Below are 16,418 nucleotides of genomic sequence, written 5' to 3'. Positions count from 1 at the left end.
TCCTCATCGGCACCTCCCCGCAGCGGCGGGGAGGTCACGGGTTTAGTTCAGTGCATCCATGCGCTGCCATAGTTTCGCAGCAGCTTTTCTCGCTTCGGCGAAGATAGGCTCATAGTCGAAGGCAAATTCGCGATCTTCGTAAATCATCGCGCCATTCACCATCACGCTGTTCACGTTATTCGCGCTAATGCCAAACGCCAGATGACCGGCGATGTTCTCGGCAATAAGCGGCGTCGGCGAGGCATAATCGCAAATGGTCAGATCGGCTTTGTATCCGGCTTCCAGACGCCCAAATTTGGCGTTGAAGTTGCGGCTTAACAGCGTGTTGCCGTTAGTCAGCGCGCGAGCAAAGCTGTCTGGCCACAGCGGGCCACCGGCATCGCGATGTTTGAAGAAGGCAAACTTCAGCTCCTCGAACATGTCGGAGCCGATACCGTCGGTGCCGAGCGCCAGGTTGCGGTACTCGGTCAGGCGATGGTTATAGCCCACCTGGTTGTTCATGTTTGAACGCGAGTTATGCACCAGGAAACCGTCATTTTCATTCAGCAAACGAATATCGTTGTCGGAAAGATACAGGCCATGCGCGACCAGCGTTTTGCTGTTAATCAGGTCATACTCCGCCAGTCTTTCCAGCAGGTCTTTACCGTAGTGATGATGGCTGTGAGAAACGTCGTATTTATCCTCAGCCGCGTGGATGTGCAGACCGCGACCGGTAGCGATAGTGGCTTCGCGCAGCATCGACAGCCCCTCGTCGGAGAGGGTAAACGGCGCGTGGGCGCCGATGTGCGCTTCGACCAGGTAAGGTTCCTGACCTTTGGTACGGGCGGCGTCAATTTCGCGAGCGAAGCGGATATTCTCTTCCACGCTGTCCTGCTGCTCTTTCTGCCCGCCGTTACGGTTGGTGGTTTCGAAGCAGGTCATGCCACGCAGACCCACTTTCAGGAAGGCGTTTCGCAGCTGGCTCAGGGAACCGGCAATGTAGTTTGGCGACGCGTGGTGGTCGATAACCGAAGTACAACCGCTGCGAATAGCCTCCATCGAGCAGATAAGGCCGCTGTAATAGAGAGACTCTTCGTCGAGCGCGCGGTCGAGCCTCCACCACAGGTTTTTCAGCGTAGAGATGAAATCCGGGCACGGGGCGATGTTGGCCTGAACCCCACGTGACAAGCCAGAGTAGAAGTGGTTGTGCGAGCAGACGATCCCCGGCATCACAATCTTGCCGTGCATCTCTTTAACGTGCGCATCGGGGTAGCGCTGGCTCAGCGCACTCCCTACTTCGCGGATCACATCGCCTTCAATCGCGATATCGACGTTTTCCTGCACGCTCGCCGGATAAAGCTGCACGGCGGTGGCATTTTTCAGGATTAACATACTCATACTTCGACGCCTCCCAACAGGTAGTGGTGATGTTGATGTACCTGGCTGATGATGCGGCACATGTCTTCCAGCTGTGGCGGGATCTGCTCAAACTCGCCACCCTCATCGATATTCAGAACCCAGGTTTCGCTGCCCTGGCGCACGTGTACCCGGTCGTCTTCCACAAAGAAGCCAGGGTTAGTGCTGTTGGTGAAATCCTGCGGCAGGCTGAATACGGTGAGCTTGTCTTTGTACGGTTTACCCTGCCATGGGCAGAACTGGGCGCAGTTACCGCACTCGTTGCAGTAGGCATCAAGGTGCAGCGTCTGGAAGCGGTTCTGGAAGCCTGGTACGGCAATGGAGACGTTGGCGCGGTTCGGGCAGACGTCGACGCATTTACTGCAGACGTAGTTACATTCGAGGCAGCGTGAGGCTTCCTGCGCCACGAAGGCGTCGCGATCGTCTTTGCCAACGTTTTCGATAACAATCGCCCCTTTACGGCGATAGATCTCCGCCGGGTCGACGTTGTTCCAGTGCTTGTCACTGTGGTGTGAACGGATGTTTTCTCGCGCAAGGATGGCGTCGGACGCGCGGCGAGCGTTACCAATCGCCGAGACAATGGAAGATGGTCCACGCTGGACGTCGCCAATCAGGAATACGCCATTTTTCCGTGTTTCGCCCTCAGCGTTAACTTCCGGCCAGCCGCTGGCATCCATCGGAATGCCCATTGCTTCCAGCGCGTCGCAGTCCTGCTGCTCGCCAATCGAGGTGATCACCGTGGTCACGTGCATGGTGCGGGTTTCGTCTGTTTCAACCGGGCGGCGACGGCCTTTTTCATCCGGCTCGCCTAAACGCATGACGCGTACGGTCAGGGTGCCGTCGGCATCGAACTGTTCCGGGTTGCTGAGGAACATGAATTCAACGCCGTCATGTACCGCTTCTTCGTACTCTTCACGCCAGGCTGGCATTTCCTGCAGCGAGCGGCGGTAAACGATGGTGGCTTTCTCAACCCCTGGCATCCGCAGCGCAGTCCGCGCGCAGTCCATCGCGGTGTTACCGGCACCGATAACCACCACGTGTTTACCCAGATGCATTTCCACGCCACGATTGTATTCACGCAGGAACGGCAGTGACTTCAGCACGTTAGCGTTATCGCCGCGCAGTTTGATACCGCTGTTTTTGTCGGTGCCGACACCGACCAGCACGTATTTGAAGCCGTCTTCCTGCAGTTTTTCGACAGTCAGATCCGGCTCGCAGCCGTAGACGATATTAACGCCGTGGGCGACGACAAAATCGATATCCTGCTGGATGAGCTCACCCGGAATACGGAACTGGGGAATGACGTTTCTGACCACGCCGCCGGCGTTGGCTTCGCGCTCAAACAGTGTGACCGGGTGGCCAGCGCGGGCAAGGAAGTAACCCGCTGCCAGACCCGCCGGGCCTGCGCCGATCACCGCTACCGGGTTCAGTGAGCCAGAGCCAGCCGGCTTGTGCCAGCGTTCCTGGTAGCCTTCCCAGCCTTTTTCCAGCGCGATTTTCTTAAGCTCGCGGATGTTGAGGGAGCTGTCGTAATCCAGACGAGTACAGTTGTACTGGCACTGGTGATCGCAGATATGGCCGGTGATTGCCGGCAGGGCGTTGCGCTGATAGATGAGCTCCAGCGCTTCAACGTAGCGCTGCTCACCCATCAGGCGAATGTACTCAGGAATATCCTGTTTGATGGCGCAGGCGGTGACGCACGGTGCCACGTAGCAATCGGTGAGTGGCAGTTTTTCCGAGACTTCAATACGGTCTTCTGGCTTCCAGTGTTTCTGGGTGTACTCCATGCTGACCGCGCGCTCTGCCAGCGCATCCAGACGAGCGACGTCGATGGTGGTCATATCCCAGCCATCGGCCTGCTCCAGCTCGCGCATACACTCGCTCAGGCGCAGGTAACCGCCCGGTTTCAACAGATCGGTTGCCATGGTTATCGGGCGAATACCGGTTTCAAAGATATCGCGTACGGTCAGCTGGCTGGCGCCGCCGGAGTAGGAGATAGGCAGCTTGCCGTTGAAGGCGCGGGACAGCATGGCGGCTACGTTGATAGACAGCGGGAACAGCGCACGCCCGGACATGTACATCTCTTCACCCGGCAGCGCCCCTTTGTGGTTGATGGTGCCCAGGGTGTTGGTGAGCTTAACGCCGAAGCCGAGGTGCTTGTCTTTGGCAAGTGACATCAGGCGTTCCAGCATTTCGAGCGCCTGGCCGATTTTCAGGTCGTGATCGAAGGATTCTTCTTTCAGGCCAACGTAGTCGAAGCCGCAGGTATCGAGGATTTCGCGCACACGGGCGTAGCCGAGCAGCGTCGGGTTTAGCTTCACAAAGGTATTGAGTGATTTTTCTTCGAGCATGTAGCGACAGATGGCTTCAATTTCATCTGGCGGGCAGCCGTGCATGGTAGAGAGCGTTACGCCATGGACCATGGATGCCGGAATGCGCTCGCAAAGGGTGCTTAACTGCGGGCGAATGTCGTTGAGCTGGTGGCGGTCAAGGAAGGCTTCATTGTTCAGCCAGCGCTGCAACGTGTCGCGGTACATGGCGAACTTCGGATGCGCCGAGGCATCCATCATGTTGTCGATGAACTGCTGCATCGGCGGTTGCTTGATGCCGTCGAGGTTGTAGCCCACGCTCATGTTGAAAATAAAGGATTTTCCGGATGATGACGGCGTCAGCGGGAACACTTCTTCCAGCAGGTGCAGCACAAACCAGGCCTTCAGATATTCGTCCCAGGCTTTCAGTAGAGTGAACTCCGTGGACCACTCGGTGTTGAAGCACTCATCTTCGGCATCAATACACGGTTTTTCCAGCTCCAGGCGGTCGAGGATCTGGACGGTTTTCAGCTCAATAAAGCGCCCACCGGTCAGCCAGGAGGTGATGATGTTCTGTGCGAGTTGGGTGTGTGGACCGGCGGCCGGGCCGATTGGCGTGGCGCAGCTTTCACCAAAAACCCGGGTATCATGTTGTTTGGCTGGTGAATAGAATTGCTGCTCAGGAATACCGAAAATTGAGCGGTGATCGTGGTACTCATCAAAAATGCGCGTCAAAAGTTCCTCAAATGGGACGGGACGCATGATATCACCCATAACCCTCTCCTTTTTTTTCATACACAGTGGTGTATCAGGTGGAATCAACATTCGGCATCACGGGAATACCGATAGATTGAGGGTTAATGGAGCAACAATCGCACCAGTTATTCTGTTGCGAAGTTGGATATGTTTAAATTTGTGAACTACTTCGAAAGTTAATCCTTTTTTGTGAAATGTCTCACGTGGGGTAAATGAGAATTAAACTCACTCATTACTGTCGGGGTTTATTATTTCTCAAAATCTGTTTTACCCTATCAGAATGATAATAAAGCCTGCGAAGAGTTTATTTCCGCCCGCGCAAACGATTGACTTTTTAATTCAGTCGCGATAAATCGTTTGCAGGTTGATAAAATCGTCAGGGGTATCAATATCAAAAATGATACCGCGATCGCCGACGTCAATTCGCCGGTGCGGTGACGCGAGGAGTGCTTTACGCATTGAGCTATACGACGTTTGGCTGACGGTGTGCTGGAGCCGTTCGCGGCTTAGCAAAATAGGGTGCCCTGGCGTGCCGCCGTGCTCCGGCAGCAGCGCTTCTGCGCCACGCTGCGACCACAGGGTATGGAAGACGGATTGCGGCAGGCAGGGGACATCACCCAGGGTGATGAAACAGTAATCCGTATTGACGATTGTGGCCCCGGCTTTGACCGAGGAAAAAAGCCCGGTCGCATAATCGGCGTTATACACCAGACTAATATTTACTCGCCCGGCATATTTTTCGTGAAGTTCATCACTACGATGTCCCGTTACTAATATAATTCGTGAACAGAATTGCAGCGCATTTTTAATACTTGCATCAAGAATTGTCCCATCTCGCCAGGGTAACATCATTTTCCATTGCCCCATTCGTGACGAAAGTCCCGCGGCGGTAATAATACAATCGACCTGTTGCATAACACTCTCTGTATAAATTGGCGAATGAAAAATATACCGCAGACCGACGATCTCTTTTTTGATTTAAACGCTTCTTCGCGACCACTGGTTATCTCTGCGGTGGGCGCCGGGGGGAAAACCAGCCTGCTTTTCTGGCTGGCGACGCTTTTGCAGCAGGCGGGAAGACGAGTGCTGCTGACCACTACCACGCATATGTTTGTCCCCGATGCCTGCCCGGTACTGCTGTGCCGCGATCCTTCCACACTTCCTGCCCCGGCTTTCCAGCAGCCGCTGCTGGGCTGCTTCTCTACCTTGCTTCCTGCCGTGGGCAAGGTTCGTGGGTTTTCTCCTGAGCAGATTGATGTGCTGGTGGCACGCGCCGATGTCGACGTGATTCTGGTAGAAGCTGACGGCGCTCACGGTTTTGCACTTAAGGCGCCAAATGAGCATGAACCTTGCATCCCACAGTGTAGCTGCTGTGTGATTGCCGTGACCGGGGGAAAAATGCTCGGACAAAAAGTGGGACCGTCCAACGTGCATCGTTGGCCTGGTTTTAGCCGCTTAACCGGTGTTGAAGCTGGCGAGACGCTGGATGTGGCTGCGCTGATCCGCCTGGTTCAGCACCCGCTGGGCGCGTTTAAAAACGTGCCGGAGGGCTGCCGTCGCATCTGGCTGATTAATCAATATTCTCAAAATGAGAATATTGCCGGAGACATGTTAACGCCGCTACTGGAATGCAGCGATGTGGAGGCCATCTGGATCGGGGCCGTGCAGGAAATCCCGGCAATAACACGCAGATTTGTGAGATAGCAGGTCCGGGCGACCGGATCATCAGAAAGGATATCCATTGAGGTTTTTATGAATATTTTCTCAGAAGCTGCAAAACTTGAAGAACAAAACCGTCCATTTGCGCTGGCACAGATTGTTGATAGCCGGGGATCAACGCCGCGCCATTCCGCCCAAATGTTGATTCGCGAAGACGGAACGATAGTCGGCACCATCGGTGGCGGCATGGTCGAGCGCAAGGTGATTGATGAAGCGCTGGACGCACTGCGCTGCAAAGAACCACGCCTGTTTCATGGCCGGATGGCGCGCAACGGTAACGACGCCGTCGGTTCGGACTGCGGTGGAGCAATGTCGGTTTATATCAGCGTACACGGGCTTCGGCCCCGCCTGGTGCTGATTGGTGCCGGGCACGTCAATCGGGCTATTGCCCAGGGAGCCGCGCTGCTGGGGTTCGAAATCTCAGTCGCCGACATTTATCTTGAAAGCCTCAACCCACAGCATTTTCCCCCTTCAGCACAGCTGATCCACGCCGAGTCGTTTTCTGAGGCGGTCGACAAACTGGCGATAACGCCAGACAACTTCGTGCTGATTGCCACCAATAACAAAGATCGGGAAGCGCTGGATAAGCTTATTGCACAGCCTGCCGCGTGGCTTGGGCTGCTGGCCAGCCGTCGCAAGGTGCAGGTCTTTTTACGTCAGATGCGCGAGAGCGGAGTAGACGAGGCGTTGATTCAGCGTCTGCATGCACCGGTGGGCTACAACATTGGTGCAGAAACACCGAATGAAATCGCCATCAGCGTGCTGGCGGAAATCCTGCAGATAAAAAATCAGGCTCCAGGTGGGCTGATGATGGCGGCGACACATCCGTCACAGCACCAGCGCGTGGTTATCCGCGGCGCCGGGGATATCGCCACCGGCGTGGCGCTGCGTCTGTATCATGCGGGCTTTAAAGTCATCATGCTGGAGGTGGATAAACCCACGGTTATCCGCCGCAGCGTGGCGTTTGCACAAGCGATTTTCCAGGAAGAGATGCAGGTTGAGGGCGTCACGGCGCGCAAGGTGAATTCTGCCGAAGAGGCCATTCGGGTGGCTGAAAGTGGCGTTATTCCGATCCTTATCGATCCGCTGTGCGAATCGCTGCATCTGCTCAAACCAGGATGCGTGGTTGATGCGATTCTGGCGAAAGAGAATATGGGTACCCACTGCGGGCTGGCACCGATAACCATCGCCCTTGGCCCAGGCTTCTGCGCCGGGAAGGACTGCAATGCCGTGATCGAAACGAATCGCGGTCACTGGCTGGGACAGGTGATTTATCAGGGCAGCGCTCAGGAAAACACCGGGATCCCGGGTAATATTCAGGGGCATACCTCGCGCCGGGTGATCCGCGCACCGATGGCGGGAATTATGTGCGCCAGGGTGCAGCTGGGCGACATCGTGAATGAAGGCGATGTGATTGCCAGCATCGGGGAAACCGAAATTCTGGCGCCGCTTTCCGGTATGGTTCGCGGCTTGCTCAGCGATGGGCTGGTGGTGAACAGTGGCTTCAAAATCGGTGATATCGATCCTCGCGGCGAGGGGGCAGACTATACCAGCGTTTCTGACAAGGCCCGGGCGATTGGTGGCGGCGTTCTGGAAGCGCTGATGATGCTGATGCACAAGGGCGTAAAGTCTACCCAGCAGGTGCTGACGGTCGCCTGATTTAACGTTATAAAAAAACCGGAGCACATTGCTCCGGTTTTTTGTTGCCCCGAATATCCCCTTACTGACAGATAACGGTGCCGGTTTTCCCTTCGATCCCTTCTTTGGCTTTGCTCAGCACGGTGATCAGCGCCTCGCGGCCCGGGCGGGAGCGGGCAAACGATGCCGCAGCTTCCACTTTCGGCAGCATTGAGCCTTTAGCAAAGTGACCTTCTTCGATGAAACGTTCTGCGTCACTCAACGACAGGCGGTCGAGCCACTGTTCGTTCGGCTTGCCGAAGTTGATCGCCACTTTTTCAACGGCGGTAAGGATAATCAGCATGTCCGCGTCGATCATTGCCGCAAGCGTCGCGCTGGCCCAGTCTTTATCAATAACCGCGCTGGCGCCGCGCAGGTGGTTGCCTTCACGCGTTACCGGGATACCGCCGCCACCGACGGTGATCACGACCTGGCCCGCTTCCATCATCGCTTTCACGCTTTCTTTTTCTATGATGTCGACCGGCTTCGGCGAAGCCACTACGCGGCGGTAGCCACGACCGGCGTCTTCTACCATGGTGTAGCCCTGGCGGGAGAGCTGGTCGGCTTCTTCTTTGTTGAAGAACGAGCCGATAGGCTTGGTCGGGTTTTTGAACGCTGGATCGCCCGCATCAACTTCAACCTGCGTAATCAACGTTGCTACCGGCACCTGCATGTTGCGGGAGAGCAGCTCTTCGCGCAGCGCGTTTTGCAGATCGTAACCGATGTAGCCCTGGCTCAGCGCCACGCAGACCGACATCGGCAGCATTGGGGTGTGGGCTTCGGTTTTTGCCGCTGCTTCAAAGGCCAGGTTGATCATGCCTACCTGTGGACCGTTACCGTGGGTAACCACAACCTGGTGACCCTGGGCAATCAGATCGACGATCGCCTGCGCGGTCAGTTTTACCGCCTGCATCTGCCCGGCAAGGTCATCACCTAAGGCATTCCCGCCGAGGGCGAGAACAATTTTCTTACTCATCTATTCCTCACTTCGTTGTTATTGACCCTGCGGGAAAGTCCCCGCTGCGGTAGTCATGGCTACTCGTCATTCTTTGAGTTACATGTGCGTTGGCTGCGCTCACTCACCCCAGTCACATAGCTGTCTATGCTCCTGGAATTCGCGAGCTTGCCGCCTTCCTGGAACTCGAATTATTTAGAGTAGAAAAGGGTTTACGGCGCAGGAAGCGCCCCTGCCCGGCGATGCCTGAGAAGACGCCGTCGCTAAAGATGACCCGGCCGTGCGATAGCGTGTGCCGGATGGCACCCTGGCAGACAAAGCCTTCCCAGGGGGAGTAGTCGGCGTTGTCGTGCAGGTCGGCATGACGAATGGTGGTGGTGGCGCGCGGGTCGATAACGACCACGTCGCCGTCGGCGCCCGGGGCAAGCAGGCCTTTCTGCGGCCACAGGCCGAAAAGCTTCGCCGGATTAGCGCTGGTGAGCGCCACAAAACGCTCCGGGGTGATACGCCCACCGAGAACGCCTTCGGAGAACAGCAGCAGCAGACGGTTTTCCACCCCAGGCAGTCCGCCCGGGCAACGGCTGAAATTACCGCCGGAAAGCTGCTGGCGCTGGGCCATAGAGAAGGCGCAGTGGTCGGTGGCGACGACGTCGATGGCGCCATCGCTGATGCCGCACCACAGCGCGTCTTTGTTGTGCGCGTTACGCAGCGGTGGGCTCATGATGTACTTCAGCCCGTCCTCCTGCTCGTAGCAGCGGTCATCCAGCAGCAGATACTGCGGGCAGGTTTCTATCCATACCGGCTGCTGGCGTGATTTTGCCAGCCGCAGATAATCCAGCCCCAGTTCGTTGGACAGGTGGACGATATACAGCGGAGCGTTACCCGACAGCGCTGCCAGATTAATCATCCGCGAAACCGCTTCCGCTTCGCATTCTGCCGGCCGGCTTAAGGCGTGATATTTCGGGGCCGTTTTGCCCGCGGCGAGAAACTCGATGCGCTTTCTGGCAATCGCCGCATCGTTTTCCGGGTGAACGGTGGTGAGCGCCCCGGCACGATGCAGGTGCTGCAGCGCCTGCAGTACTTCGTCATCGTTCAGTTTGTACTGGTAGGTGAGATAGAGCTTGAAGCTGCTGATCCCGGCATCAACCATCATCGGAATTTCATCGAGGATAGCGTGGTTGATGTGCTGAATCACGCCGTGGAAGCTGTAGTCGATAACCGCTTTGTGGGCGGCGTAGCCGTGGTACACCTCAAGCTGGTGATGCAGTTTGCAGCCTGCCGGGCCGAAACCCATATGGTCGATAATGGTTGTTGTACCGCCACACGCAGCGGCGCGGGTACCGGTAAAAAAATCATCACAGCTGCGCGCCATTCCGGTGTCGATATTGAAATGAGTATGAACGTCGACGCCGCCTGGCATGACGTAGCAGCCTTCCGCATCAATTATTTCGCAGGGCAGTTCCGGGGTGATATGGTCGGCAATTTCGCGAATGATACCGCTCTGAATGAGCAGATCCTGTTTCGCCATACCATCGGCATTGACGACGGTGCCGTTTTTAATCAGTACGCGCATTTTGGTCTCCAGCCCCCGCCAGCACGGTGGCGGGGGAATGACAGGGGATGATTACTCTGTTGCTAACCAGCTCAGCGGGATAGCGGCATACATGGCGGCACAGGTCACCAGATGTGCTTTCCAGGTTTTCTCGTTCGGCGCGTGAGCTTCTGGCTCTTTGCCCGGGCCAAAACCGATTACCGGAATGCCGTGACGACCCATGATGGATACGCCGTTGGTAGAGAAGGTCCACTTGTCGACGACCGGTGCTTTACCGAACAGGCCTTCATAGGCGTTGCTCAGGGCTTTCACGGTGAAGTGGTTTTCTTCTACTTTCCAGGTCGGGAAGTAGCACTCGGTCGGGTACACCAGGCCGGTCCAGGACGGACGGTCGTAGTTGTACATAGAGACTACGGCGTTTGCTTTCTGTACCGCTGGCAGGGCGCGGATTTCGTCCAGTGCACCTTCCCAGGTTTCGCCCCAGGTCAGACGACGGTCAATAGAGACCGCGCAGCTGTCTGCAACGGCACAGCGGCTCGGAGAGGTGAAGAAGACTTCAGAAACGGTGAGCGTACCTTTGCCAAGGAATTCATCGTTGCCGAGACGGCCGGACAGTTCCTGCAGTTCGCCCAGGATCGGGCCCATTTTGAAGATGGCGTTATCGCCACGCTCTGGCGCTGAGCCGTGGCAGCTCACGCCCTGCACGTCGATACGAATTTCCATGCGTCCGCGCTGGCCGCGATAGATCTGGCAGTCGGTCGGTTCAGTACTCACCACGAACTCCGGACGAATACCGGACTGCTCGATGATGTACTGCCAGCACAGCCCGTCGCAGTCTTCTTCCTGAACGGTACCGGTGACCAGCAGGGTGTACTCATCTTCCAGACCAAGATCTTTGATTATCTTACCGGCGTAAACCATAGAAGCCATGCCGCCTTCCTGGTCAGACGCGCCGCGTCCGCCGATCAGCTCATCGGTTTCCATGCCTTCATACGGATCGAAGTTCCAGTTTTTGATGTTGCCGATGCCCACGGTGTCGATATGCGCATCCATCGCCACCAGGCGAGGGCCGTGGCCAACGTAGCCCAGCACGTTACCCATCGGATCGATTTCGACTTTATCGAAGCCGACTTTTTCCATTTCTTCTTTGATGCGATGTACCACGCGTTTTTCGTCGCAGCTTTCGCTCGGGATGGCAATCATGTCGCGTAAGAAACGGGTCATGTCTGCCTGATAGTGATTTGCTTTTTCCAGAATCAGTTTGAATGGGATGTGCTTAGCCATCGTAATTTCTCCAGTTCATGTTCCCCGCTCATCGCGGGAAACTAAATTTAAAATTCGGTTACTGTGCTACCGGGTGTTTGCCTTCCCAAACCACTTCCCGGTAATGTTTCACGTCGGTGTCGCCTTCGGTGCTGATGACCAGTACGACGGAGTCTTTGTCGAGGCCCAGTTTCTGCATCAGGGCTTCGCGCTGCGGGTGGTAGTGAACGGCGGCAAGAATGCCCAGGCCAACGGCGCCGGATTCACCGGAAATGACGCGCGGGTCGTTACCGAGCGGGTTGCCCAGCACGCGCATGCCGAGTGCCGCGACGGCGTCCTGGCATGAAATAAACTGGGTGGCGCAGTTGCGCAGTACTTCCCAGCCCAGCGGGTTCGGTTCGCCGCAGGCGAGGCCTGCCATGATGGTCGCCATATCGCCACCGACGTTGACAATCTGGCCTTTCACGCCGGAGCGGTACACGCAGTCCGCAAGCTCGGGTTCAACGATGACGGAGTGCAGCTGTTTCGGGCCATAAACATCAGCCAGATAACCCAGCACGCCGCCAGCCATCGCGCCGACGCCTGCCTGTAAGAAAACGTGAGTCGGGCGAGCAATGCCCATTGCTGCAATCTGTTCTACTGCTTCGTCAGCGAGCGTGGCGTAGCCCTGCATTATCCAGGTTGGAATTTTGGTGTAGCCTTCCCAGGCGGTGTCCTGCACCACTTCCCAGCCGTTTTCCTGCGCTTTTTTCATGGTCAGGCGCACGGTGTCGTCGTAGTTCATGTCGGTGACGATGCACTCAGCGCCGAGGCGTAAAATCGCATCTACACGCTCCCTGGCGGAGCCTTTCGGCATGTACACCACCGCGTTCTGTCCAAGCTGTTTTGCCGCCCACGCCACGCCGCGGCCATGGTTGCCGTCGGTGGTAGTGGCAAAGGTCATTTTTTCCTTGATGCTCGACTTGATGGTGTCGAAGGAAAACGCGTTGATATCTAAATGGTATTTTTCACATAACAGCTGCGCGATAGCATAGGCGCCGCCCAGCATCTTGAATGCGTTGAGGCCAAAACGTTGTGACTCGTCTTTCACGAGGATTTTGTTTACGCCGAACAGGCCAGCCAGCTGGTTCAGGGAATGCAGCGGTGTCGGTTGGTAGCCGGTAATTTTCTGGTGGAAATGACGCGCTTGCTGCGCCTGCTGGCGCGAAAATAGCGGTGAGGTTTCACCATTAAAAAAACGGTTGTCGGCAATATCCATCTTCAGTGAGAAAGCAGACATATTCTGTCCTTATCCTTCATTACAGAGGTGTTGAAGCCGACCCGACGGGGCCGGCCAGGGGTATTATTTGACGCGTGGTTTTGCTTCTTTGAGCAGCTGTTCCAGCAGAAGACCTGGTTTTGCATATTTGCGGGACAGGATCATCGCGGCGATGATGTATGGCTTCCAGCTTGCTTCTTTGTAGGTTGCGATACGGTATTTTTCGAAGACGCCGTCGGTGACTTCACCTTCTTTACAGGACACACCGGTGATGTCCGCTGGCAGGCAGTGCATATACAACGCTTCGCCTTTTTTGGTCAGCTTCATCATCTCTTCGGTGCAGTGCCAGTCTTTGTGATTGGCGTTCTGTTCCAGACAGGCTTTTTCCAGCGCTTTCAGGCCGTCGTGGTCGTCGGCACGCAGCAGCTCGGTACGTTTTTCCATGACTTTGTAAGGCGCCCAGGACTTCGGATACACGATGTCGGCATCTTTGAACGCTTCTTCCATGTCGGTCACCTGACGGAAGCTACCACCAGAGGCTTTGGCGTTGTTTTTTGCCACTTCGATGACGTCCGGGATCAGGTCATACCCTTCCGGGTGCGCCAGGGTGACGTCCATACCAAAACGAGTCATCAGGCCGATGATGCCCTGCGGCACTGACAGCGGCTTGCCGTAGCTCGGGGAGTAAGCCCAGGTCATGGCAATTTTCTTACCTTTCAGATTTTCCAGAGAGCCGAAATGCTCGCGCAGCCAGGCGAGGTCAGCCATGGACTGAGTCGGGTGGTCGATGTCGCACTGCAGGTTGATAAGCGCCGGACGCTGCGGCAGTACGCCCTGTTTGTGACCGTCGTCGAGTGCGGCACCCACTTCACGCATATAGGCGTTGCCCGCGCCGAGGTACATGTCATCACGGATACCGATAGCGTCGGCACAGAAGGAGATCATGTTGGCGGTTTCACGAACGGTTTCGCCGTGCGCAATCTGAGATTTACCTTCGTCCAGATCCTGTTGCGCCAGTCCCAGCAGGTTCAGCGCTGAAGCATAAGAGAAACGGGTACGGGTGGAATTATCACGGAAGACGGAGATGCCAAGGCCATTGTTGAAGACGTTAGTGGCAACGTTCTCGGCCCGCAGCGCTTTCAGTGCCGCCGCAACATCCAGTACCTGCTTCAGTTCGTCGGGTGACTGTTCCCACGTCAGCAGAAAATCTTTCTCATGCAGATGGGAGTTCAGCGTATTGATGTCCTTAATCAGCTCGTTAACAGTTTTCATTTTTGAGTCCTGGTAGTGAATGACTGGCGTTTATGACGAATGTGCTGTCGTATCGGCTGTGACTGACAGCGATATTCATGACTTAACAATAAGTGTGCCAGTTCGTTCGAAAGGGCCGTTTTGGCGTAAAAATGGCAGGGATTATGTGATTCAAATCACGAAAAAAGTCAGTTGAGAGGCTTATTTTAAAAAACGAAAACGTTTGGCTTTTAAGGATGAATTTGTCAATTTTTGTACGGCAGGGGAAATAACGTGAGAGGAACTTAGAAAATCCGCCAATTTGATAAAACCACCCTAAGGATTCTCATATTGATATGAAAATGTGATGCTTCTTCCATATTTTTATCAAGTAATGATAAAGAAAGCGTATCTTTATCAATATTGGTGGGCGCTAAGTTAGTATCATGGCTCTATAACAATAAGAATTCTTACACCTCTATAGATATCAGCCAGTTATGATATTCAAAGGTTACGTTATGATACCCTCAAACACATTATCAGTTTTGATGCAAATACAGCCTACTATTCAGCGCTTTGCACGCATGCTCTCAAGCGTGCTGCAGCTGGATGTTGAAATTGTTGATGAAGAGCTTTGTCGTGTTGCAGGTACGGGTGCCTACGGCCGCTCTCTTGGTCGCAAGCTGAATGCGGATTCCAGATTGCTTCGCTATGTTCTTGAAACAAAGCAAGAAAAAGTGGTTACTCACTCACGATTCGACCCCCTCTGTGAAGGATGTACCAGTAAAGACAACTGTAAAGAAAAAGCCTTTCTCGGCACCCCGGTTATCTACCAGGATCGGTGCGTCGGCGTTATCAGCCTGATTGCCGTAACCCACGAGCAGCAGGAACACATAAATGATAATCTGCATGAATTTTCAGATTATGTCCGTCATGTTTCCTCTATATTTGTTGCCAAATTGCTGGACGATCAGAATGGTGCCGATAATATCCAGAAGATATTTTCAACCATGATTGAAAATATGGATCAGGGTGTGCTGGTGGTGAGCGGTGATAATCGCGTGAAGTTTGCTAACCAGACGGCGTTAAAAGTGCTCGGGGCGACGCAGGGAAATATGATTGGCCAGAGTATTCATTTTCGCCCGCTCACCTTTGAACGTAATTTTACCAGCGGCCATATGCAGCATGTGGTGTCGTTTGATGATAAAAGCGAACTGATAATAGGTCAGTTACATACCATCCAGGATCAGCAACTCTTTTTAATGGCGTTTCATCAGTCGCACTCTTCGTCTGCGACGGCACCTTCCCAGGATGAGCCACAGATTGAACATCTGGTTGGTGAATGTCGGCCGATGCGTCAGCTGAAAAAACTGATAAGTCGTATTGCCCCAAGCCCGTCCAGCGTGCTTATCGTTGGTGAAAGCGGTACTGGTAAAGAAGTGGTTGCCCGGGCTATCCACAAGCTGAGCGATCGCAAAGCAAAACCATTTATCGCTATCAACTGCGCGGCCATTCCGGAACAGTTGCTGGAGAGCGAACTGTTTGGCTACGTCAAAGGGGCGTTTACCGGCGCTTCCGCTAACGGTAAAACCGGGCTGATTCAGGCAGCCAACCACGGGACGCTGTTCCTGGATGAAATCGGTGATATGCCGCTGACGCTGCAGGCAAAACTGCTGCGAGCTATTGAGTCACGCGAGATCCAGCCCGTCGGCGCCAGCAATCCGGTGTCGGTCAATATCCGTATTATCTCCGCCACCAACCAGAATCTCGATCAGTTTATCGCTGACGGTAAATTCCGTGAGGATCTCTACTACCGGCTGAACGTCATTCCGCTGCGTCTGCCGCCGCTGCGCGAGCGTCAGGATGATATTGAGCTACTTATTCACTATTTCCTGCATCTGCATACCCGACGCCTCTCCCTGGTTTACCCGGGCGTCGCACCGGATGTGATCGCCCTGCTGAAACAGTATCGTTGGCCGGGCAACCTGCGTGAACTGAGCAACCTGATTGAGTACCTGGTCAACGTGGTGCCTTCCGGCGAAGTGGTTGATAGTTCGCTGTTGCCGCCAAACCTTATCCACAGCGGCAAACAGCCGGAGCGGGAGCCAGCCAGCACCTCGGTGATGCACACTGCAATTGAGGAAGAGGGCGTGACCGGCCTCGAAGAGATGGAGCGGCAGATGATCCGTGAAGCGCTGTCGCGTTACAGCAACAAGAAACAAGCCGCCGATGAGTTGGGGATTGGCATCGCCACGCTGTATCGCAAAATAAAGAAGTACGAACTGATGTCCGCCTGACGGAAAT

The 16,418-nt window shown here is 55.1% G+C and carries 11 protein-coding genes; 3 read left to right on the top strand and 8 right to left on the bottom strand.

Annotated elements, in window-relative coordinates:
- Positions 1-42: 42 nt before the first annotated feature.
- The 3 genes from ssnA to GYRE_RS01550 all read right to left on the bottom strand — a co-directional run bounded on the left by ssnA (position 43) and on the right by GYRE_RS01550 (position 5,375).
- Positions 43-1,377, bottom strand: a complete 1,335-nt coding sequence (gene ssnA, locus GYRE_RS01560; protein ID WP_038252432.1) for a putative aminohydrolase SsnA — start codon at positions 1,375-1,377, stop codon at positions 43-45.
- Positions 1,374-4,478 carry a putative selenate reductase subunit YgfK gene (gene ygfK, locus GYRE_RS01555; RefSeq protein WP_038252429.1) on the bottom strand — a complete coding sequence of 1,035 codons (3,105 nt, stop codon included), beginning with the start codon at positions 4,476-4,478 and terminating at the stop codon, positions 1,374-1,376. Before ygfK ends, ssnA begins: the two co-directional genes overlap by 4 nt.
- A 321-nt stretch (positions 4,479-4,799) precedes the next feature.
- Positions 4,800-5,375 (bottom strand): NTP transferase domain-containing protein, encoded by a 576-nt coding sequence (locus tag GYRE_RS01550; protein ID WP_038252426.1) that lies wholly within the window; start codon positions 5,373-5,375, stop codon positions 4,800-4,802.
- Positions 5,376-5,399: 24 nt separating this feature from the next.
- Here GYRE_RS01550 and yqeC point away from each other — a divergent pair, with 24 nt between their 5' ends.
- Together yqeC and yqeB are read left to right on the top strand one after the other, a co-directional pair.
- Positions 5,400-6,164 carry a selenium cofactor biosynthesis protein YqeC gene (gene yqeC, locus GYRE_RS01545; RefSeq protein WP_038252424.1) on the top strand — a complete coding sequence of 255 codons (765 nt, stop codon included), beginning with the start codon at positions 5,400-5,402 and terminating at the stop codon, positions 6,162-6,164.
- Positions 6,165-6,212: 48 nt separating this feature from the next.
- Positions 6,213-7,838 (top strand): selenium-dependent molybdenum cofactor biosynthesis protein YqeB, encoded by a 1,626-nt coding sequence (gene yqeB / locus GYRE_RS01540; protein ID WP_038252422.1) that lies wholly within the window; start codon positions 6,213-6,215, stop codon positions 7,836-7,838.
- A gap of 61 nt (positions 7,839-7,899) precedes the next feature.
- Here the strand turns inward: yqeB and arcC are convergent, their stop codons facing one another.
- The 5 genes from arcC to ygeW all read right to left on the bottom strand — a co-directional run bounded on the left by arcC (position 7,900) and on the right by ygeW (position 14,156).
- The gene (gene arcC / locus GYRE_RS01535; protein WP_038252420.1) at positions 7,900-8,832 is read right to left on the bottom strand and encodes a carbamate kinase; all 933 of its coding nucleotides are present in this window, start codon (positions 8,830-8,832) and stop codon (positions 7,900-7,902) included.
- Positions 8,833-8,956: 124 nt separating this feature from the next.
- Positions 8,957-10,384, bottom strand: coding sequence for a dihydropyrimidinase (hydA, locus tag GYRE_RS01530; protein WP_038252418.1), 1,428 nt, complete (start codon positions 10,382-10,384; stop codon positions 8,957-8,959).
- A 51-nt stretch (positions 10,385-10,435) separates the two neighbouring features.
- Positions 10,436-11,647: a YgeY family selenium metabolism-linked hydrolase gene (locus GYRE_RS01525; RefSeq protein WP_006816943.1), complete on the bottom strand. Its 1,212-nt coding sequence runs from the start codon at positions 11,645-11,647 to the stop codon at positions 10,436-10,438.
- 58 nt (positions 11,648-11,705) lie between these two features.
- Positions 11,706-12,905, bottom strand: a complete 1,200-nt coding sequence (gene dpaL, locus GYRE_RS01520) for a diaminopropionate ammonia-lyase (protein ID WP_006816944.1) — start codon at positions 12,903-12,905, stop codon at positions 11,706-11,708.
- Between the two features lie 63 nt (positions 12,906-12,968).
- Positions 12,969-14,156 carry a knotted carbamoyltransferase YgeW gene (gene ygeW, locus GYRE_RS01515; protein WP_006816945.1) on the bottom strand — a complete coding sequence of 396 codons (1,188 nt, stop codon included), beginning with the start codon at positions 14,154-14,156 and terminating at the stop codon, positions 12,969-12,971.
- A 476-nt stretch (positions 14,157-14,632) separates the two neighbouring features.
- Between ygeW and GYRE_RS01510 the strand changes: the two genes are divergently transcribed.
- Positions 14,633-16,411, top strand: a complete 1,779-nt coding sequence (locus GYRE_RS01510; RefSeq protein ID WP_038252588.1) for a sigma-54 interaction domain-containing protein — start codon at positions 14,633-14,635, stop codon at positions 16,409-16,411.
- Positions 16,412-16,418: the final 7 nt, after the last annotated feature.

It is taken from the genome of Yokenella regensburgei ATCC 49455, from assembly GCF_000735455.1.
GTDB classification, from domain to species: Bacteria; Pseudomonadota; Gammaproteobacteria; order Enterobacterales; family Enterobacteriaceae; genus Yokenella; species Yokenella regensburgei.
This window is presented reverse-complemented; position numbering and strand designations above follow the sequence as displayed.